The organism is Bacillus spongiae (assembly GCF_037120725.1).
GTDB lineage: Bacteria > Bacillota > Bacilli > Bacillales > Bacillaceae_K > Bacillus_CI > Bacillus_CI spongiae.
The window spans coordinates 271,057-292,651 of sequence record NZ_JBBAXC010000003.1; the positions used below are offsets into that span (position 1 = coordinate 271,057).

At 35.8% G+C, this 21,595-nt stretch carries 20 protein-coding genes and 1 other annotated feature; of the genes, 14 read left to right on the forward strand and 6 right to left on the reverse strand.

The annotated features are described in order from the left end of the window. Nucleotides 1–37 precede the first annotated feature (37 nt). Nucleotides 38–256: a YuzI family membrane protein gene (locus tag WAK64_RS05560; RefSeq protein ID WP_336585951.1), complete on the forward strand. Its 219-nt coding sequence runs from the start codon at nt 38–40 to the stop codon at nt 254–256. 88 nt (nt 257–344) lie between these two features. Next, the gene (locus tag WAK64_RS05565; protein WP_336585952.1) at nt 345–1,085 is read left to right on the forward strand and encodes a YjbA family protein; all 741 of its coding nucleotides are present in this window, start codon (nt 345–347) and stop codon (nt 1,083–1,085) included. Between the two features lie 87 nt (nt 1,086–1,172). Here the strand turns inward: WAK64_RS05565 and trpS are convergent, their stop codons facing one another. Both trpS and WAK64_RS05575 read right to left on the reverse strand, forming a co-directional pair. Continuing rightward, nucleotides 1,173–2,165, reverse strand: a complete 993-nt coding sequence (gene trpS, locus WAK64_RS05570) for a tryptophan--tRNA ligase (RefSeq protein ID WP_336585953.1) — start codon at nt 2,163–2,165, stop codon at nt 1,173–1,175. 62 nt (nt 2,166–2,227) lie between these two features. Then, nucleotides 2,228–2,462: a binding site (T-box leader), on the reverse strand. Between the two features lie 40 nt (nt 2,463–2,502). After that, on the reverse strand, nt 2,503–2,886 hold the full coding sequence (locus WAK64_RS05575; RefSeq protein WP_336585954.1) for a DUF3899 domain-containing protein: 384 nt from the start codon (nt 2,884–2,886) through the stop codon (nt 2,503–2,505). A 481-nt stretch (nt 2,887–3,367) separates the two neighbouring features. Here WAK64_RS05575 and WAK64_RS05580 point away from each other — a divergent pair, with 481 nt between their 5' ends. From WAK64_RS05580 to pepF, 12 genes are all read left to right on the forward strand, one after another. Next, on the forward strand, nt 3,368–5,017 hold the full coding sequence (locus WAK64_RS05580) for a peptide ABC transporter substrate-binding protein (protein ID WP_336585955.1): 1,650 nt from the start codon (nt 3,368–3,370) through the stop codon (nt 5,015–5,017). Nucleotides 5,018–5,183: 166 nt separating this feature from the next. Further along, the gene (gene opp3b / locus WAK64_RS05585) at nt 5,184–6,113 is read left to right on the forward strand and encodes an oligopeptide ABC transporter permease (RefSeq protein ID WP_336585956.1); all 930 of its coding nucleotides are present in this window, start codon (nt 5,184–5,186) and stop codon (nt 6,111–6,113) included. Beyond that, nucleotides 6,113–7,147 carry an oligopeptide ABC transporter permease gene (gene opp3C, locus WAK64_RS05590; RefSeq protein ID WP_336585957.1) on the forward strand — a complete coding sequence of 345 codons (1,035 nt, stop codon included), beginning with the start codon at nt 6,113–6,115 and terminating at the stop codon, nt 7,145–7,147. The genes opp3b and opp3C overlap by 1 nt, the downstream gene beginning before the upstream one ends. Nucleotides 7,148–7,167: 20 nt before the next feature. Further along, on the forward strand, nt 7,168–8,241 hold the full coding sequence (locus tag WAK64_RS05595; RefSeq protein WP_336585958.1) for an ABC transporter ATP-binding protein: 1,074 nt from the start codon (nt 7,168–7,170) through the stop codon (nt 8,239–8,241). Beyond that, nucleotides 8,238–9,182, forward strand: a complete 945-nt coding sequence (locus tag WAK64_RS05600; RefSeq protein ID WP_336585959.1) for an ABC transporter ATP-binding protein — start codon at nt 8,238–8,240, stop codon at nt 9,180–9,182. Before WAK64_RS05595 ends, WAK64_RS05600 begins: the two co-directional genes overlap by 4 nt. A 231-nt stretch (nt 9,183–9,413) precedes the next feature. Further along, entirely contained in the window at nt 9,414–10,622 is a 1,209-nt protein-coding gene (locus tag WAK64_RS05605) for a putative glycoside hydrolase (RefSeq protein WP_419465894.1), read from the forward strand. A 147-nt stretch (nt 10,623–10,769) separates the two neighbouring features. Further along, entirely contained in the window at nt 10,770–11,345 is a 576-nt protein-coding gene (locus tag WAK64_RS05610) for a GNAT family N-acetyltransferase (protein ID WP_336585960.1), read from the forward strand. 212 nt (nt 11,346–11,557) lie between these two features. Then, nucleotides 11,558–11,953, forward strand: a complete 396-nt coding sequence (spxA, locus tag WAK64_RS05615; RefSeq protein WP_336585961.1) for a transcriptional regulator SpxA — start codon at nt 11,558–11,560, stop codon at nt 11,951–11,953. 291 nt (nt 11,954–12,244) lie between these two features. Beyond that, nucleotides 12,245–12,901, forward strand: coding sequence for an adaptor protein MecA (gene mecA / locus WAK64_RS05620; RefSeq protein WP_336585962.1), 657 nt, complete (start codon nt 12,245–12,247; stop codon nt 12,899–12,901). A gap of 191 nt (nt 12,902–13,092) precedes the next feature. After that, nucleotides 13,093–14,610: a cardiolipin synthase gene (gene cls / locus WAK64_RS05625; RefSeq protein ID WP_336585963.1), complete on the forward strand. Its 1,518-nt coding sequence runs from the start codon at nt 13,093–13,095 to the stop codon at nt 14,608–14,610. 201 nt (nt 14,611–14,811) lie between these two features. Continuing rightward, nucleotides 14,812–16,026 carry a competence protein CoiA gene (locus tag WAK64_RS05630; protein WP_336585964.1) on the forward strand — a complete coding sequence of 405 codons (1,215 nt, stop codon included), beginning with the start codon at nt 14,812–14,814 and terminating at the stop codon, nt 16,024–16,026. Nucleotides 16,027–16,100: 74 nt separating this feature from the next. Then, on the forward strand, nt 16,101–17,921 hold the full coding sequence (gene pepF / locus WAK64_RS05635; RefSeq protein ID WP_336585965.1) for an oligoendopeptidase F: 1,821 nt from the start codon (nt 16,101–16,103) through the stop codon (nt 17,919–17,921). A 472-nt stretch (nt 17,922–18,393) separates the two neighbouring features. Here pepF and WAK64_RS05640 read toward each other — a convergent pair whose 3' ends face one another. The 4 genes from WAK64_RS05640 to WAK64_RS05655 form a co-directional block, all read right to left on the reverse strand. Beyond that, the gene (locus WAK64_RS05640; RefSeq protein ID WP_336585966.1) at nt 18,394–19,269 is read right to left on the reverse strand and encodes a ClpXP adapter SpxH family protein; all 876 of its coding nucleotides are present in this window, start codon (nt 19,267–19,269) and stop codon (nt 18,394–18,396) included. Next, nucleotides 19,266–19,667, reverse strand: coding sequence for a globin domain-containing protein (locus WAK64_RS05645; RefSeq protein ID WP_336585967.1), 402 nt, complete (start codon nt 19,665–19,667; stop codon nt 19,266–19,268). Before WAK64_RS05645 ends, WAK64_RS05640 begins: the two co-directional genes overlap by 4 nt. A 192-nt stretch (nt 19,668–19,859) precedes the next feature. Next, a complete protein-coding gene (locus WAK64_RS05650) occupies nt 19,860–20,465 on the reverse strand; it encodes a lytic transglycosylase domain-containing protein (protein WP_336585968.1) in 606 nt (201 codons plus the stop codon). 11 nt (nt 20,466–20,476) lie between these two features. Continuing rightward, nucleotides 20,477–21,061, reverse strand: a complete 585-nt coding sequence (locus tag WAK64_RS05655; RefSeq protein WP_336585969.1) for a CYTH domain-containing protein — start codon at nt 21,059–21,061, stop codon at nt 20,477–20,479. Nucleotides 21,062–21,595: the final 534 nt, after the last annotated feature.

Consider the following 21,595-nt stretch of genomic DNA (forward strand, 5'->3'; position numbering starts at 1 on the left):
ATGGACATGCTCATTTCTTTATGGAAGGGAGAACGAGATGGTATTTAGGCTGTTTTTGCTTCTCCTTGGATTTGGACTAGCTGTTTCTGGGGGCGTAAGTTTAATTGTCTATTTAAATTTATTAACAACGGGTCTATCTGTGCAACAATTTATCGATATGATGAAAATGCGAATGGAAGGCTATTTATTTATTATTGGAACGCTCTTTATTACTTTAGCGATCTACCTACCCACTAGCAAGGACAAACATAAATAGAAAAAAATTTATAATGAAATATTGACGAATATTTTTACCAATCGCTGCCTATACTGAATGACAAATAGGTCTGAAGCGAGGGGTCGAAATGTTATATCTTCACGACGTATGGGTGAATTGGTTCGAAGGCGAAGAAAATGGATACAATGTATGTCATTTTCATGAATGGAGAAAAGAGGACGTTATCGAGCTGTTAGATCAAGTCCCACTTATTAAAGTATCGGAACCTTTATTTCATTACATCGAAAACAATCTATCAGAGATTCCAGCAGAATTGTTAAAAGAAATTTATCAAAAAGCTTATTTACGAAAAAATCATGAAAGAGTTCAACTAGATTATTGCTTCGTCGTGACAGATGGAATTGGGATTATTGCGATCGATACGATTGGTTATACTGTACCAATTCGAAAAAGTCGTTTAATTCCTAGGCAAGAGCAATTGGTCTATGAAATGATTGAATGTCATGAACCGAAAGACTTTTGTTTTCAATTGGAGAATAAGGATTACCACATCCTATCACCTGAACCAAAGGTGATGAGTGGCTTAACAAGGAAGGAAAGACAGCTGAAACAATTGTTATTTATGGCACTAGACCAATTAAACTCATCAAATAATACAGCAGAAGTACGTTATTGGTACACAGAGTGGGCACCTGAAAACTATAGAATCATTCAAGGAATGACATTTGATGAGGTGTGGAAGAGTTTGTATGAAGAAACAAAATGGGGATGGAGTAGGAAACATGCGAGCCTATGTGAACGAATTATTAAAGGTCAACCATTTTTTGAAAAGCTATGGGACATGGAGCATGGGTCTAAAGTGAATTAAAAAAGAAGCCTTAGTGGCTTCTTTTTTTGTATATTGCTCTCTTCACCCCATAAAGAAAGGGGAATGTCTATAATTTTTGGGAAGGCTTTATCGTTTTCTTTTTCTGCCTAGTCCCATTGCATTTTCCATTTTCTTAATCATTTTACTAGCGACCTTGTTGGCTCTATCTGCTCCGTCATCTAAAATTTGATCAAGTTCATCTGAGTCTATTAGTTCATAATATCGTTCCTGAATAGGTTTAATAGCATTGACAACAACAGCGGCTAAATCGGTTTTAAACTGGCCGTATCCTACCCCTTCATACTTTTCTTCTAATTCCTTAATTGAGATATTCCCTAAAATAGAGTAAATCGAAAGTAAATTGGCAACACCAGGTTTGTTCTCTTTATCGTATTTCACAATTCCTTCTGAATCTGTTACTGCTGATTTGATTTTCTTTTCAATCTGCTTAGGATCATCAAGTAAAGTAATGGTTGCCTTTTTATTTGGATCAGATTTACTCATCTTCTTCGTCGGTTCTTGCAGAGACATGATTCGTGCGCCAACTTCTGAAATTCGAATTTCTGGAATAGTCAAAATGTCGTTATACTTTTTATTAAATCGCTCTGCTATATCACGAGTTAACTCAATATGTTGCTTCTGATCATCTCCAACTGGTACTAGGTCAGTGTTGTATAATAAGATATCCCCTGCCATGAGTGGTGGGTAGGTTAATAAACCAGCTGTAACGGCATCTTTACCTTGAGACTTGTCTTTAAATTGGGTCATTCTTTCTAGTTCACCGATATAGGTTACGCATTGTAGCATCCAGCCTGCTTGTGCATGAGCAGGAACTTCAGATTGGATAAAAATTGTTGATTTCGTAGGGTCAATCCCAATAGCAATGTGCATGGCAGCAAGTGATTTGATACTTTTTCTTAATTCAAGACGGTCTTGTGATACCGTTATCGCATGTTGATCGACCACACTGAAATAACAGTGATAGTCATGTTGTAGCTCAATAAACTGCATCATTGCTCCAATATAATTTCCAAGGGTAATGGTTCCACTCGGTTGGATACCTGAAAAAATCGTTTTCATCTTTGTTCCTCCTAATACTAATTATTTATAAAAACATAAAAAACCATTCATCTCTATTACAAAATAGGGACGAATGGTTAATTCCGCGGTGCCACCCTAAGTGCTCAAAAAAGCCATCTTAGTATCTATGCGAGCATAGACTCCTATTAACGCTAGGTTACGCCACAAACTACTTACTTTCGCTTTTGCAGGTGGAGCTCAAAAGTCCATTCCATTTAGGATAGTGTTTGTTTTCACCAGCCACAAACTCTCTAAGAGCTATCACTTAAATGTACTACTCTTCATCAACGCAATTTTTATAAAGTTAAAAGAATTATACATAATATATTGAAAACAATCAAGCTAGATAATAAGCTGCAACGATTGAAATGAAGGTCAATAGTCCTCCGACAATTAAGAAAGGTTGGGTAATGGACACGGTTCTTTTGACGAGATACTCTTCATGAATCGGCTTTGTGCTATCTAGGTTATCATATTTTGAAAAAAACTTTCCTGCTTGGGTGCTTTTTCGAAACCGTTTAATACTGTATATGATGCCATTAAAAAAGCCTTTTTCTACAACAAACGTAAATGATCCAATCATTAATAATAAAAGCCCCATGACAAAGAAAGAATTAACAAAAGCAATAAGGAAAGGAAGGTTGGAAAAAAAAGAATAAAGGAAAGAAATGATAAAAATTCCAATAATTAACCATAAAATTCGAGGTAAAATATTTTTCACGTAAGATCACCGTCACTATAAAATAAGATGTAAGTAGTATACAGGATATGATGGGTAAAAGAAATAGGAAAGGCATAACTTCCATATATAGAAGATGTTGGTTTGTGTTGCATAAGTGTACATATATCTTTTTCTGGTGGACAAATTATCATTGAAGTGATTGTATCTATTTTATAAGGGTTGTGAGGATATGAAATAAAGAAGCAAAAAGAATGTTTATACCTTCAAATGGATAAAAAAACAAAAAATAAGGTATGATTATAGCGAATAGATTAATAAATAGTTTACCAAAAATAAAAAAAAAAAAAATATATTGCCCTAAAATAGGCAGGAGAAAATCTACATTTTAACGTCCTTTATGTCATTTACACAAAAAAACTGTTAAATATATATTGCAAAAAAAATCAGATGCGATATAATAGGTAACGAATCTTCTGACAAATTAGAAGGTTAATATTAATACGAGGAGGTCGATTTCGGGATGAAGAAAAAACTATCATTCCTATTAGTTCTTCTTCTTGCTCTTTCCACATTTTTAGCAGCTTGTGGTGGAGATACTGATGAAGACACACAGAAAGACACAGGCAACGACACAGATAAAGAGAGACCACAGGTACTTAATTTAAGATCGGGTGAAGAAATTCCTAAAATGAGCCCAACTAAAGCAAGTGACTCCGTTTCATTTGAAGTAATGAACAGTGTATATGAAGGTTTATACCGTTTAGGTGAAGGTGATGAGCCAGTTCTAGGTATGGCAGAATCAGAGCCAGAAATCAGTGAAGACGGTAAGACATATACGTTCACTATTCGTGATGCGAAATGGTCTGATGGTTCACCAGTAACAGCGCATGATTTTGAGTACGCTTGGAAAAAAGTGTTAGACCCAGAAACTGAAGGTGTACAATATGCGTACATTATGTATGATATTAAAGGCGCATACGAGGCTCATGAAAAAGGTGGAAGCCTTGATGACGTTGGGGTAAAAGCAACTGACGAAAAAACATTAGTAGTAGAGCTTAATAGTGTAGCTCCATACTTCAAAGGTTTACTTTCTTTTGCAACATTCTACCCGCAAAAACAAGAATATGTTGAAGCACAAGGTGAAGAATATGCTTTAGAAGCAGATAAATCACTTTACAATGGTCCTTTCGTTTTATCAGAATGGAAACATGAGCAAAGCTACCAATTAAAGAAAAACCCAGATTATTGGGATGCAGATACTGTTAAACTAGAAGAAATTAACTACAATATCGTTAAAGATACTTCTACTGTAGTAAGTTTATATGAAACTAATCGAGTTGATATTGCTGGATTAAACTCAGAGTACGTAGACAAATGGAAAGATGATCCAAACTTCTACACTCGTGAAACATCAACTTTATTCTACCTACGCTTTAACCATACAAACGATATTCTTAAAAACGTAAATGCTCGTAAAGCAATTTCAATGGCTATAGATAAAGAATCTGTAGTTGACGTATTACTAAATAACGGATCTGTCCCTGCAGATTACTTTGTACCAGCTAACTTCGTAACTGGTCCAGATGGCAAAGACTTCCGTGAAGTTAATGGTGATATGAACGTAATGAATCTTGAAGAAGCTAAGAAGCTTTGGAAAACAGCGAAGGAAGAAGAAGGAATTGATTCTTTCGAGCTTGAATTATTGAACTATGATGGTGAGAATGCTAGAAAATTTGGTGAGTATATTAAAGAACAGTTAGAGGGTAACCTTGAAGGTTTAACTGTATCAATTTCTCAACAGCCGTTTAAACAAAAACTTAAGCGTGAAGAAGAGTTAGATTATGACTTCGCATATTCTGGTTGGGGACCAGACTATCCAGATCCAATGACATATATGGATATGTTTATTACAGATGGTCCAAACAACCAAACTGGTTGGTCAAATGCTGAATTTGATAGCCTAATTGAGCAATCAAAAGGTGAATTAACAAATGATTTACCAGCACGTTGGCAAGCAATGGCTGACGCAGAGAAACTATTATTTGATGAAGCGGTTATTTCTCCTATGTACCAACGAGGATCCTCTTACTTAGAGCGTGAATTTGTTAAAGGTGTTATTCGTCACTCCTTTGGAGCAGATGTTTCCTTTAAATGGGCATATATCGAGTAACATTTGAGTAACAGCACATCAAAAGGGAGAGTGTACGCAAAATTGCGTATACTCTCCCTTTTCCACGAAACAACAATTATCTAAATTTAGCGAATATATTTAAAAAAACCACACTATTAGAAATATGATATAATAAACGAAAAATCTTTTAAAAGGGGGGCTTGGCATGGTCAAATATACTATTCAACGAATTGCCTACATGATCATCACTTTGCTCATAATAGCTACTGCAACATTCTTTCTAATGAAGCTCCTTCCTGGATCACCACTAACAAACGTAGAGAAACTCTCTCCAGAGCAACAGGAACTCATTCTGGATAGATATGGTTTGAATGATCCGATTCCAGTCCAATATGTGAGATATATGACAAACTTAGCCCAAGGAGACTTAGGGGTTTCATTTATTTATGATGGTCGTTCTGTAACGAAAATTATTTCTGAACGAATTGGACCTTCTGCACAACTGGGCTTTCAAGCGTTAGTCATTGGAACAATTATAGGACTAGCCATGGGGATTATCGCAGCACTTAAGCACAATACAATTTTCGACTACGGTTCAACCTTTATAGCCGTTATTGGTATTTCGGTTCCAGGTTTCGTATTCGCTGCCTTACTTCAGTATTATGTTGGGGTTGAGCTTCAATGGCTGCCAGTTGCCTTATGGGAAGGCTGGGAATATAGTATCCTTCCGACAATCTCTTTGACGGTTATCGTTATAGCTAATATTGCTCGTTTTATGCGCTCAGAAATGCTTGAAGTATTGGGTTCTGATTACATTCTGTTAGCGAGAGCGAAAGGGATAAGCTCGGCTGCCATAGTTATTAAACATGGAATTCGAAACGCATTAATCCCAGTTATTACGATTCTTGGTCCGATGACCGTTGGATTAATGACAGGTACTCTCGTTATTGAGCAAATCTTTGCTGTTCCTGGATTAGGGCCTCAATTTGTTCAATCCATAAACACGAATGATTATCCAATTATTATGGGAATAACTATATTCTTTAGTTTCCTATTTATTGCCGTTATTTTCATAGTGGATATTCTGTATGGAATAGTTGATCCGCGTATTCGCTTAGCAGGGGGGAAAAAATAATGAAGAACAATAAAGACCAACAAGACCTTAAGCAAAACTTATCGCCCACCCTGTTTGAACAAACGAAGGTTAGTGACGCTGAGACTGAGGTGATAGCAAGACCAAGCTTGAATTTTTGGCAAGACGCTTGGATTCGTCTTCGCAAAAACAAGGGCGCCATCATTGGAATGATCTTAGTTATGATCACGCTTTTATTTGCTTTAGTTGGACCTTACATGAACGAATATTCTTATAAAGACCAGAATCTTCGTCATGCCAAATTGCCTCCTAAAATACCAGTATTAGAAAACATAGGATTCCTTCCTTTTGACGGTAAAGACCGTGAAGGAGACGATATGTATGAGCTAAAAGGTGTCGATGAGTATTATTGGTTTGGAACAGACGATTTAGGGCGCGATATTTGGACAAGAACTTGGGAAGGAACACGTATTTCCATATACATTGGTGTATTAGCTGCCATAATCGATTTATTTATCGGTATTGCCTATGGTGGTGCGTCGGGTTATTACGGTGGCCGAGTCGACAATATCATGCAAAGATTTATTGAAATCCTAATTGGTATTCCGAATTTAATTGTTGTAATCTTGTTCATCATCATTTTTGAGCCAGGACTTTTCACGATAACAATGGCGATGGTTATTACTGGTTGGACAGGAATGGCCAGGATTGTACGTGGACAAATCTTACAATTGAAAAACCAAGAATTTGTATTGGCTTCTAGAACGCTGGGGGCATCGAATAATCGCTTAATTTGGAAGCATTTACTTCCTAACGTTTTGGGCCCGATTATCATTACGACGATGTTTACTGTACCAGCAGCAATCTTTACCGAAGCATTTTTAAGTTTCATCGGTTTAGGAATTCAACCACCTTTAGCTTCATTAGGATCATTAGTAAATGATGGGTTCCGTTCTTTACAAACGTATCCACATATGATGGCATTCCCAGCAATTGTTATTTCAGTTATTATTTTAGGTTTCAACCTAATGGCTGATGGACTTCGAGATGCACTTGATCCGAAGATGCGTAAGTAATTAAGGAAGGGGAAATAAAAATGACAAGGTTATTAGATGTGAAAGACTTGCACGTCTCCTTCACAACGCATGGAGGAGAAGTTCAAGCTGTTCGTGGAGTAGATTTTCACTTAGATAAAGGGGAAACATTAGCGATTGTTGGAGAGTCTGGGTCAGGAAAATCTGTCACAACGAAAGCAATCATGCGTTTAATTCCCAACCCTCCAGGTTTCATCAAGCATGGTGAAATGAAATTTGAAGGGCAAGACTTAGTCCAACTAACTGAAAAAGAGATGCAGAAAATTCGTGGAAAAGACATCTCAATGATTTTCCAGGATCCAATGACGTCCTTAAACCCAACAATGACGATTGGGAAACAAATTATGGAGCCATTGTTAAAGCATCAAAAACTGAGTAAAGCAGACGCTCGTAAAAGAACGGTTGAATTGTTAAAGCTCGTGGGTCTTCCAAATCCAGAGGCTAGAATTAAGCAATATCCTCACCAATTTTCTGGTGGACAACGACAGCGTGTGGTTATTGCCATCGCTTTAGCTTGTAATCCAAAGATTCTTATTGCAGATGAACCGACAACGGCTCTTGATGTAACGATTCAAGCACAAATTTTAGAACTAATGAAAGATTTACAGAAAAAAATAGATACTTCTATTATTTTTATTACCCATGATTTAGGCGTGGTGGCGAATGTTGCTGATCGCGTTGCGGTAATGTATGGTGGACAGATTGTCGAATCAGGAACAGTAGATGAAATCTTTTATGACCCGAGACACCCTTACACTTGGGGCTTATTATCGTCGATGCCAACATTGGATACAGAAGTAAAGGCGAAGCTTAAGGCGATTCCAGGTACACCACCTGATCTTTTAAACCCTCCTAAAGGAGATGCTTTTGCTCTACGAAGCGACTATGCGTTAAAAATTGACTTAGAAAAAGAACCGCCGATGTATAAAGTTTCTGATACCCACTTTGTTAAGTCGTGGTTGTTACATCCGGATGCTCCTCAGGTTGAGCCTCCTGAAGCGGTGAAAATTAGACAACGCACAATGCCTTCTAACTATGAAAAGCCAGTGCTATTCGAGGAGGTTAATGCAAAATGACACAAACGAAGGAAAAGCTATTAGAAATTAAAAATTTAAAACAATACTTTAATCCAGGAAAACCTAATATGGTTAAAGCGGTGGATGATGTATCATTTGACATATATAGAGGAGAAACGTTAGGGCTTGTTGGCGAATCTGGTTGTGGGAAATCCACGACTGGTCGTACGATCATTCGCCTTTACGATGCAACAGACGGTAATGTGTTATTTGATGGTGAAGATGTGCATGGGAAGAAGTCCCGAAGCAAGCTAAAAAAATTCAATCAAAAAATGCAAATGATTTTCCAAGGTCCATACGCATCATTAAATCCACGGATGAAGGTTTCAGATATTATTGCTGAAGGCATCGATATTCATGGTTTAGCTAAGAATAAAGAGGAACGTTTGAACAAGGTTTATGAGCTCCTTGAAACAGTTGGTCTTAATCGTGAGCACGCTAATCGTTTTCCTCACGAATTCTCAGGTGGACAACGTCAACGTCTTGGTATTGCGCGTGCATTAGCTGTTGACCCTGAATTTATTATTGCAGATGAACCAATTTCTGCTTTGGATGTATCGATTCAAGCTCAAGTGGTGAACTTACTGAAGGATTTACAAAAAGAGAAAGGGCTAACCTATTTGTTCATTGCCCATGATCTATCTATGGTAAAGTACATTAGTGATCGTATTGGTGTAATGTATTTTGGTAAACTTGTAGAACTTGCTCCAAGTGATGTCCTTTACAAGAACCCTTTACACCCTTATACGCAATCGTTATTATCTGCTATACCTTTACCAGACCCTGATTATGAGCGTACACGTTCAAGAAAATCGTATGACCCAAATGTTCATAATTATTCAAACAACGATAAGCTTGAAATGCGTGAAGTTGCTCCGGATCATTTTGTATATTGTTCAGAGAAGGAATTTGAACAGTACAAAGCTCAATATAAACATTAAAAAAAACGATCTCTTTGAGATCGTTTTTTTAATGTTACTATTGAATGAATGACTTACATATAATATATAACTATCTATTTTCACATGAATTTTTGCAGAATCTACTAAGATTGTTTTCTAAATAGCGGAATACTGCTAGAATAATAGAAAAAAGCTTTTCTTCATTTTTCCACAAATTTTTTGGATGAATGGCTTATATTCAGTGAACATTACAATTGAGGAGAGATTAATGTGAAAATAAAACAAATAGTTAAAGTATTAAGTGTAAGTATGCTCCTCCTCCTCCCTACACAAAATGAGACCATGGCAAAAGAGAATGATACGCTAGAAGTTGAATATCATGTCAAAAGAGAAGCATTTGCTTCCTTAAAAAAAGAATTGCCAGCAAGAATCCCGCGTTTTATTTATGATTCTGGTCTCGTATTTGAATACCCAGATGCTATTAGAGGAATTTACGTAACTGGACATTCTGCAGGTGGAGGCCGTTTTAATGATTTAGTCTCTTTGGTAAATAAAACAGATTTAAATGCGATGGTGATTGACATCAAAGACGATTGGGGAAATGTCACCTTTAAACCGGAAGAGTCTTCTCCTTACGCAAAAATTGGGAAGGACTATATTAAGGACCCTATGAAGACCCTTAAAACACTTGAAGCTGAAAACATCTATCCAATTGCACGAGTTGTTGTATTTAAAGACTCTGTATTAGCAAAAGAACATCCAGACTGGTCCTTTAAAGAAGGAGATACTGTGTGGAAAAATGGTCGGAATGAATCATTTGTTAACCCGTTTTTGAAAGAGGTGTGGGATTATAACGTTGGAATTGCAATTGAGGCCGCAAAAATGGGTTTCCAAGAAATTCAGTTTGACTATGTACGCTTTCCAGAAGGATTTGAGCTAAGAGATGATGAGCTTATATATAGTCAAGGTGACTTTCAAAATTCCTCTGAGGATAATATTCAAAAACGAGTAGAAGCAGTCACAAGTTTTGTAAAGTATGCGAAAGAGCAGTTGGAGCCATATGGTGTTAAAGTGTCTGTCGACATTTTTGGTTATACAGCAACACTGCCTGAAGCACCTGGAATTGGACAAAACTTTTCAAAAATTTCAAAGCATGTAGATGTTATTTCATCAATGATCTATCCTAGTCATTGGACTTCCTATTTCGGAATAAGTAAACCTGATCTTGAGCCTTATAAATTGGTGACAGAATATGCTAAAGTTGAAAATAATACGTTAGCTCAATTGGAGAACCCACCAATCTCAAGACCTTGGATTCAGGATTTTACGGCTACTTGGCTCGGCTCAGGAAACTACAAAGTGTACGGTAAGAAGGAAGTTGAAGACCAAATTAAAGCACTGAATGACCAAGGGATTGAGGAATTTCTAATATGGAACGCAGGAAATAAGTATACAAATGGGGTAGACTATACTCCGTAATAAACAACCTAATACAAATGTAGAAAAACTCGGTGTTCCGAGTTTTTTGTTTATGCTCTAAGAAACGGGGCACAATAATAGTTGTCTAATATAATGAAAAGAAAAATTTTGTTTGAATAGGATAATTGAATTAAAAGGAGCACAAATATGCATTGGTATGATAAATTAAATCAGTATTTTCCAGTTGAAGAGATGAAATCACAGGCACATATGGAGTCATTATTAAAGGAGAAGGGGGACATATATCATAAAGATGAAGGACCTTATCATGTCCTAATGTATGTGGAATTTGAAGAGTTTACGTTCATTGATTATTTATTTGTGTCAAAGGATGCAAGAGGACAAGGGCTTGGCCATAAACTTATTCAAAAATTAAAAGAAAAAGGAAAGCCGATTATATTAGAAGTGGAACCAATTGATTATGAAGATACGGATAGCGAGAAACGGCTTCGTTTTTATAAACGCGAGGGCTTTGAACATGCTAAAAGTATTGGTTATCGTAGAAGGTCACTTGCAACGAATGAAATTAATCAGTTAGAGATTTTATACTGGTCACCAAAGGGCGAATCGGAGGAATTAATTTTTGAGTCAATGAGAAAAACGTATCGACTGATCCACACATACAATGATAAAAAATTTTACGGTACTTCTTATCAACCTGTTGAAGAGGTCTTATCAATTGAGGAAAATCGAGAGCAAGACGTATTACAGGATATCGAGTAATAATTGTACTTTTTAGTTAAGGGCAATGTTTCATACGATAGGAGATAAATGTACACAAGTTGTACATATTATCGAACAATTTAAAGAAAACTATATTCATAGTGGATTAAATAAGGTATAATACATAATAGATATTTCTTCTTTAAATTAATTATAAAGTAGTTAACGAAGGAAATCTAATATAAATTCCATTAAGGGAGTGTGAATGGTTCATGGTAACATTGTTCACGTCACCTAGTTGTACGTCATGTCGTAAAGCGAAAGCATGGCTTGAAGAGCATGAAATTGCGTATACAGAGAGAAATATTTTTTCCGAACCTTTAAGTATAGAGGAAATTAAAGAAATTTTACGAATGACTGAAGATGGTACAGATGAAATCATCTCAACTCGTTCAAAAATATTCCAAAAGCTTAATGTAGATCTTGAAACATTACCTTTACAAAATCTATTCGAGCTTATTCAGCAAAATCCTGGTTTATTGAGAAGGCCGATTATTATGGATGAAAAGCGTTTGCAAGTCGGATATAATGAAGATGAAATTAGACGCTTTCTCCCTAGAAAGGTTCGTACTTTCCAACTATTAGAAGCACAAAAAATGGTGAACTAATTAAAAACCTTCTTCATATGAAGAAGGTTTTTAAATTGGAGAATTACTTAGACTTGCAGTTTTTTCGTCCTTCCGTTAAAATTCACACAATAGCTATGTCTTCCTGTTGAATATGGGCAAATAAGGATTTTTCAAAAAATAGGCAAATATATTTCCCTTTCTTATACTTTTATCATAAAATAGAAGTACAAGAGTAAAGAGATTTAAATTTTTTATATTAATTAGACATAGCTATGCTTGAGGGTATAGCCCCTTCAACCATAATTTAAAATGAGAAGGGAGAGGTGAATAATGGAAATTGAACGTATTAATGAAAATACAGTTAAATTTTATATTTCTTATATTGATATAGAAGACCGTGGCTTTGACCGTGAAGAAATATGGTATAATCGGGAAAGAAGTGAAGAACTCTTTTGGGAAATGATGGATGAGGTGCATCAAGAAGAAGACTTTGCTGTAGAAGGACCGCTATGGATTCAAGTACAGGCCTTAGATAAAGGTTTAGAAATTCTCGTAACAAAAGCACAAGTCTCTAAAGATGGACAGAAATTTGAGTTACCTATTCCGGATGAAAAGCTTAAAGAACTCCCAGTAGATGAGAGAATTGAAGAATTTTTGGATGAACATTTTCAAATAAAGCAAAATGAAGAGGTTGAGAATTCCTTACACTTTATGTTGAAATTTGATGAATTTGACGATGTAATTGCATTATCTAATCGAATTCAAGAAGATCTTTTCTCTACCTCATTATACTCGTTCGAGGATAATTATTACTTATTTGTTGAATTTGACGATCAGGAATTTAGTGAGGAGCAAATTGAGAATACTATCAGTATTTTATTGGAGTATGCATCAGAGACCTCTTTAACTGTCCACCGTCTTGAGGAATATGGGAAAATAATTATTAACGAAAATGTATTTTCTACTATTCAACAGTATTTCTCGTAAGATTGACTGATGTTTTCAACCGATTTCTTATTATAGAAATCGGTCTTTTTTAAAGGAACAGAATTCAACTACCTTAGGGTCCGTTTATAGCCCTCATTAGACGATCAATTCTTCTGAGGTTAATTATTCGGCCTATGAGTTTAGTTTTCTTATTTCAAGTATAAAAAAAACTTGCTAATGAAGGTGTAATTATGAAAAATACGGTAAAAGTCATTATCTTTATAAGTATTTTAATTAGTGTCTATTATTTCTTTATTAACCCTTACGTTAGCGGGGTGCTGAAATATGGTAGTATGCTTTTTTCGCTTTCGGTGGTGTTTATTGCTTTTATCATTTTCTTTGAAAATCGACACCCTACTCAAACCTTAACGTGGTTAGTAGTGCTAGGAAGCTTCCCTTTAGTTGGCTTTATATTTTATTTGCTTTTCGGCCGTAATATTCGAAAAGAAAAAATGTTCCAGAAAAAATACATATTAGACAAGCAAACATTTCAAGAATTTGAACCTTCTATTCCGAATATTAAAGAGCGGTTAAAAAATATAAAAGCACTACATCATGAGAAGCACCTTCTACTTGCTCAAAGACTGGGAAATGGATCTATTTCGTTTAATACTTCTACGAAAGTATTAACGAATGGGGAGGAAACGTATCATTCAATTCTCCAATTGTTGAAGACAGCTACTCATCATATTCATATGGAATATTATATCGTTCGTCACGATCACATTGGACAGGAGATTAAAGACATCTTAATTCAGAAAGCTAAAGACGGGGTAAAAGTTCGTTTCCTTTATGATGCTGTGGGATCATGGCAGCTTTCGAAGGATTATATTGAGGAATTAAGACAAGTTGGAGTTGAGATGGTTCCATTTGGACCTGTAAAATTAGCTTTTTTAAATAATAAATTCAACTTTCGAAACCACCGTAAAATTATAGTAATTGATGGGCGAGTAGGTTTTATGGGAGGGTTGAATATTGGTGATGAATATTTGGGGAGAGATAAACATTTTGGTTTTTGGCGAGATACTCATTTAATGGTTAAGGGAGAAGCTGTTCGAACCCTTCAACTAATTTTTTTGCAAGACTGGTATTACATGACAAACGATAGTTTTTTTACTCCAGGCTACTTAAATCCAAGCACTCCAGATAAAGAAATTCAAGATGGAGGAGTTCAAATGATTGCTGGTGGGCCTGATAATGAATTTAGTATTATAAAAAATATCTTCTTTTCCATGATCACATCTGCTGAGAAGTGTGTTTGGATCGCATCTCCTTATTTTATCCCTGATGAGGATATTTTTTCAGCTCTAAAAATTGCGGCCTTAAGTGGGATTGACGTTCGTCTACTTGTACCGAAACGGCCTGATAAACGAATCGTCTTTCATGCATCACGTTCTTATTTTCCAGAATTATTAGATGCAGGAGCTAGGATATTCGAATATGACAAAGGGTTTATGCATAGTAAAATCCTTATAGTCGATAAAGAGCTAGCCTCTATTGGCACGGCCAATATGGATATGAGGAGCTTCCATCTCAATTTTGAGGTAAACGCTTTTCTGTATGGAACTAATAGTACGGTTACATTGGTGAAAGAATATGAACGAGATTTATTGCATTCCTATGAACTGAAGAATGAACAGTTTTCAAAACGTCACTTAGGTTATCGAATATTAGAGTCAACTTCTCGATTGCTTTCTCCACTATTATAAAATGTAGTTGTGATAAAAAACGGTAGCCAAATTAAATTGAGCTACCGTTTTTTTATCCTCAATGTTTTATCATAGGAAGAGGGTAGAAAAGAAAGGACTAATCTGCACATAAACAATTCTTATAAAAAAACTGAAGAAATAAAGGACTTTGATAATCGTCCATTGAATTTAATAACAATCCAAATGAAAGGGTGTGTAAGATTGTTAACGGCAAATATGGACAATGGAAAAAGAATCTCATTAGCTCCTTATTCTAGGAAGGAACTGTTGTTGTTAAAAAAGCATTCTTTTACGTGTCCTGACTGTGGTGATTTTGTCATTCTTAAAATTGGTGAAACAGTTGTTCCCCATTTTGCGCATAAATCCTTATCCGCATGCTTCGGTTTTTCTGAACCAGAGTCAACTTTACATTTAAACGCAAAGAAAGAGCTTTTTCATTGGCTTATTCAACAGAACGAGTCTCCTCAAATGGAACAATACACCCCAGATAAACGCCAAAAAGCTGATATATTTGTAAAAAATGTACATGGTCGTTTTGCCATTGAATATCAGAGCTCTCCTATCGCGTTACAGAGCATGCTGAAAAGAACAATAGGATATAAATCAGTAAACATTATGCCTCAATGGATATTTGGATGCACAAGTAAAAATAGAAAGAAATTCACTACCCCAATTACTTCGTTAAAGGAAAGCCACCTTCTTTTTCTTCAATATAATAAACAATATGGTTTTTGGTTTCCTACCTTTACTCCGAACACTTCTTTTTTATTTGTTTTTAATCCCTTCCCTTTAAGTGCTACGAAATACATAATCCATTCTCAAGAATATCAAAAAAGTGACCTGAAGATTCCTTTATCACCACCTAAGTATTCACCAAAAATGGATAAGAACCTTTTTACAACAATCTGGTTAAAAGAAAAAAATGCTTGGCTAAGGCAAAAAGTAGTTAGTAGGAAGAAAAAAAGAGATTTGTTTTTAGACCTATTGTATAAAGATGGATATTATCCTTACCTATTGCCTGAATATATTGGTGTGCCAGTTGAGTTTATGATTACAATCAAAACCCATCCTATTATTTGGCAATATTTTGTTTGGAGAGATTCATTTATCCACAAAAAAGAAAAAGATCTAATAACGCTTGGAGATATATTAGTTAAGTTTGAACAGAGGGTAAAGAAACAGTTCATTCAAATACGTCAGCTACCATTGTGTGCTAACATTGATTATCGGCAGGCAGTATACCAATACATTCAAATTTTGAAAAGAGCGACCATCTTAATAGAAGTGAAAAATAATACATTTAAACTCTTACAAGGCTGGAGTCCATGCAAATCAGAGGAGGAGGCAAGGAAGAAGGAGAAGGGATTTTTTTTAAGACAAAAACATATATTAAAGTTATTCTCAGTGAAAGGTTAGTAAGCTGAATTATTGCAGGAATATTAAAAATAAGCGAGAATGTACTATGTATCTAATTTAGAAAGGATGATAATATGACGGGTCAGATGAGAGGACAAGAAATTCCTGCGCGTAAAGAAGTTCCTGAAGAACTTACATGGAGATTGGAGGATATTTTTCCATCAGATAATAAATGGGAAGAAGAATTTAAAGAAATTCAAGAACTTGTGAAACAAGCAGGGACTTATCAGGGAACTTTAGGAGAGAGTGCAGATTCTTTATACAATGCTATATCTTTTCAAGATCATGTAACAGAGCGAATGGGAAAATTATATACATATGCTCATATGAGATATGATCAAGATACAGCAGATTCAAAATACCAAAGCTTAGATGATCGTGCCAAAAATTTATATACTCAAATTGCTAGTAGCTTTGCTTATGTTATTCCAGAAATCTTAGCGATTGATGAGAGTAAAATTCAACAATTTATTGAAGAACATTCGGAGCTTCGTTTATACAGGCACCAATTAGATGAAATTAATAAACAACGACCACATGTATTATCTGCTGATCAGGAGGCATTACTTGCACAAGCAGCTGAGGTAATGGGTACAGCTAGTAATACATTTGGAATGCTTAATAATGCAGACTTAGAGTTTCCAACTATCAAGGACGAAAAAGGTAATGATGTTCAAATTACTCATGGACGATATATACGTTTCTTAGAAAGTGATGATAGAAGCGTAAGAAAATCAGCTTTTGAAGCCGTTTATGATACTTATGGAAAATATAAAAATACGTTTGCAAGTACGCTGAGTGGATCTGTTAAGAAGGATAATTTTAATGCAAAAGTTCGCCAGTATGATTCAGCGAGGCATTCGGCATTATCGGATAATCAAATTCCAGAAAGTGTATATGATCAATTAGTAAGTACGGTAACGGAGCATCTACCATTACTTCACAGATATGTGAAGCTACGAAAGAAAGTATTAGGCTTAGAGAAGCTACATATGTATGATTTATACACACCACTTGTTAAAGAAGGAAAAATGGATGTTTCTTATGAAGAAGCAAAAGAGTACATTTTAAAAGGTTTGGAACCATTAGGAGAAGAATATAATGCTGTTCTTTCTGAAGGGTTTGATAACCGCTGGGTAGATGTCGTTGAGAATAAAGGAAAAAGAAGCGGAGCCTATTCCTCTGGAACATATGGAACAAATCCATATATCTTAATGAATTGGCAAGATAATGTAAATAATCTGTTTACTCTTGCACATGAATTTGGGCATAGTGTTCACAGCTATTATACGAGAAAAACTCAGCCTTACCCTTATGGTAACTATTCTATATTTGTAGCAGAGGTTGCTTCTACATGTAATGAAGCGTTATTAAATGACTATATGTTAAAGACTTTAACTGATGAAAAACAAAGACTATTTTTATTAAACCATTACTTAGAGGCATTTAGGGGGACGGTTTTCCGTCAAACGATGTTTGCTGAATTTGAGCATATTATCCATCAGAAAGCTCAAGCAGGAGAAGCGTTAACGGCAGATTTCTTATCTAAAGAGTACTATGAATTAAATAAAAAATATTTTGGTGAAGAAGACATTGAAATAGATCGTCATATTGAACTAGAGTGGGCTCGTATACCACACTTCTATTATAATTATTATGTTTATCAATATGCAACGGGCTTCAGTGCCGCAACTGCGTTAAGTAAGCAAATTTTAGAGGAAGGAAAACCTGCTGTTGAGCGTTATTTAGAGTTTTTAAAAGCGGGTAGTTCTGATTATCCTATTAACGTGTTGAAGAAGGCAGGAGTGGATATGACAACAGCTGATCCAATTAGAGAAGCTTGTAAAGTGTTTGAAGAGAAACTAAATGAAATGGAAGAACTATTATTGAAATAATAGTATTCGAGGGAGTGGAGAACACTCCCTTTTTTAATTACCGACCATTAAATCGGTTGTGTTGGTTTATCATAGAAATGATCACGAGAATAATAAAAAAAAGTAGAGGAGATGTAATAAAAATAGGAATTAAATTCAACAAACCTAATGTATTTAATGTAAATCCTAATATTAATAAAAGAATAAGAAAGATGATTTTAAGCTTATTCAAATTATATTCACACTCCTTCACTAGTCATTTTATAGTGAAAACACTAAATACATGACTCTTTTTTGACAATCTCGTGAAAACATTAACATGTGCTTGTCAGACGTTTAAAGTCATGCTATATTATGAGTGTGAAGTTGATCACAAGCAAACATATACCCCTTTGTTTGACCGTGAAAAATTTCTCCCATCCCCTTTGTTCGTAATAAGAAAAGACCTTGTAATTTTAGTTACAAGGTCTTTTCTATCTTAATATTAGCTATATTAAGATAACTTTCCTTCGCCACGAACTTTCCAAAAATCACCGAATTTAGCCGGTATTCTTTCAACCTTTTGCTGTAATAGTAATTTTTTTAATTCACGTTCTGCCTCTTGTACAGTTAAATCATAAACAATGGCCACTTCAGTTGTAGCAACAAGCTTGTAGTAGTTCATAAACACTTCTAATGAAGGGGGATCTTGTTTAATAGGAGGGCCATTTAGCATTTCTTCTAAAATTTTCTCATAAATTTTAAAATTGTAGACACCTGATATTTTTATTCCCTCTTCATGAATATTTTCATTGAAAAATACAAGTGTAGGAATTTCATCTACTTCCATTTCAGATGTGATCTTTAAGTCACATTGAAATGCTTTAGAAGCAGTATGCGAATGGATATCTTGTAAAAATTCGTCTGTATCAATATTTACATCTTTAGCACAAGCAAGTAATACTTCTAAATCTGAAATGTTATGATTTTCTAAAAACAAAACTTCTTGAATTCTTCGTAAAAAACGGATCCCGGCTCGCTTTCCTTGAAGTTCAGCAGCTTTTATGGCAACTGATGCGAGAAAAGGAGATTGAATTGGATCTTTTAACCACAGGTCGCCATCACAGCTCATCCCTGAACGACTTGCAGTCTTTTCCCATTTTTCAGCTAAGTCTGTCGTATTCTTCCCATTAATATTTAGATTAGCTAATTGACCACTAAGAACATATCGAATTTTGAAATATTGTCCATACTCAATTTGTAGTTTCTTTAATAATGGCTCTAATGACCAGCATTCTGGACAAATTGGATCGACAAACATGTATATTTCTAAAGGCTTTTTCTCAGAGCTACAAATATTTTGGTGAAAATGATTTAATTCATAATTCAATGATCTTCACCTGATGTAGACTCTGGGCTATTGACCATATGATGTGCAGTTAATACGAGCCTTGAGAAAAAGTCTTCTCGAATTTTTTCATCGAGATCTACTTCATCCATTGCAGATGCCATGCACTCAACCCAAGCCTCGGCTCTTTTAGGTGTAATAACGTGGGGAAGATGTCTAGCACGTAACATAGGATGACCATGCTCATCACTGTATAAGGTAGGCCCTCCTAAATACTGTGTTAAGAATTGTTTCTGCTTTCTAGCTGTCTCAGTTAAGTCGTCAGGGAAAATGGGAGACAAATCAGGGTGTTTGCTTACTCGTTCATAAAACGTATCTACGAGTATCGAGAGTTTTTGTTCGCCAATAAGATCGAACGGCGAGGTAAATTTCTCGACCATATAACAAGCTCCTTTTCCTTAGAATGTATTTTTATTTTAGCAACAGTGTTAGCATATTACAAATATCTCGTCTTTTTCGATAGTATTCGTATAAATACAACAGTAATACAGAAATCTAAACATTTCTTATATGGATGAAAAAACGTGAACAAAAAATATGCTCACGCTCGTTAAAGGTATAGGTATACGTTATTAAGATAAATAGTTATTCATCACTTTGGTTACGTAATTCGTTGTTTCCGTAAATGGTGGAATTCCTTCAAATTTGTCGACGTTCCCAGGACCTGCGTTATAAGCAGCAAGAGCTAGTTCAAGATTTTGATCGTAGCGATCAAGCATTTGTCTAAGGTATTTACTACCACCCATGATATTTTGTTCTGGGTCTAATGGATTGGTTACGCCAAGTCCCTTTGCGGTAGATGGCATTAGTTGCATTAATCCGGAAGCCCCCGCCGAGCTACGGGCATTGGGGTTGAAATTTGATTCTTGTTTGATCACGGAAGAAATTAATTTTTCTGGTAAACGGTACAGTGTCGCAGCCTGCTGAATTTCCTTATGATATTGAGTAGAGCTTTGAATTTGTGAATTAGTTAAGGGTGTTACGGGAGCATTAATAGTTTTAATCGTCTGATAAACTGATCCAAGCCCTTGATTTTTTGGAAGCGGATCTGAATTTGTTAGCAATGATTTTGATAATATTTCTTGGAAGCTAGTTGTATTATTTTGTGCTTGATGGGTAATGGGATAACTTTTAATAGCTTGAAGCTCCATCATAACCTTTATTGTTTGTAAATTCATAATAACTCCTTCTAGTCGTTATTTTTCATTTTCGCTAAATAAAATCGTTTGATTTTATTATCGGATTTTCGTATAGGAATGTTTAATTCATCTAAAAGAGATAGGAAATTCTCACTCCCGGTTTCAGGGTTTTGCACTTCATACTCAAGCTCGAAATCTTGTGTGTTTAAATAGGTGCTATGATCTAAAACTAAGAGCCCTCCTTTGTAGTTGAATTCGGCACGATTCGTCTGCAAATCACCAAAATGAACTAGTTTCTTTATCGTGGAAGATAATAACAACAGAGCTTCTTTGACCTCGCCGTCCGGAAGATGACCTGATTGTATAAAATGCTCTCTATCTAGATTTGAGATTGGCTGATGTGTTTCAAGTAACCCTACCTGTAAAGGTTGCTTTAAGGTTAGTACTGTTTTTTGATTCTTCTTCCGAATGCGTAGGGCACAACCTAGTTGTTTCAGCGCAAATGTGGGCGTGTCAAAATAATCATTTACTTGTATTGAAAATTGATTTTCTTTAATGGAAAAGTGATGTTTTAGTCGGTTAAATTCATCTTTGGTTAGCATATTTTTAAATTCAATCTCGATTTCTTGACTCATATACCAGTCTTCCCTTCGTTGAAATGACAATAAATATATAACCTATTATGAGACATACTTTTTATCTTAAAGCAAGAAAAACTAGAAAAACGAAGGAAATCCAGATATGCATCAACAGCTCGGTTCTCGGGGTCACTTGTCAAATCACTACGAAAATCAGGATTTCCTGCGTGCTTCGTCAGGACGTCACGATCTTAGCCTTCGTTCCTTAATGCTGTCTAGCTCCGTCGGCTTGCGGCTCGGGGTCAACTGCCACCCCACTCCGAAGGTCAGGACCTTCTGTGTGTTGCGCCAGTTGCTTGTCGCCCCAGAACGAGCCGCCTCCGCAAGGCCTACAGGATGTAGGTCATGAAGGCGTTGTGACAGGACGTCACGTATTTAGCCTTCGTTCCTTAATGTTGTCCAGCTCCGTCGGCTTGCGGCTCGGGGTCAACTGCCACCCCACTCCGAAGGTCAGGACCTTCTGTGTGTTGCGCCAGTTGCCTGTCGCCCCAGAACGAGCCGCCTCCGCATTTCTTGTTGTCCAGCTCCAGC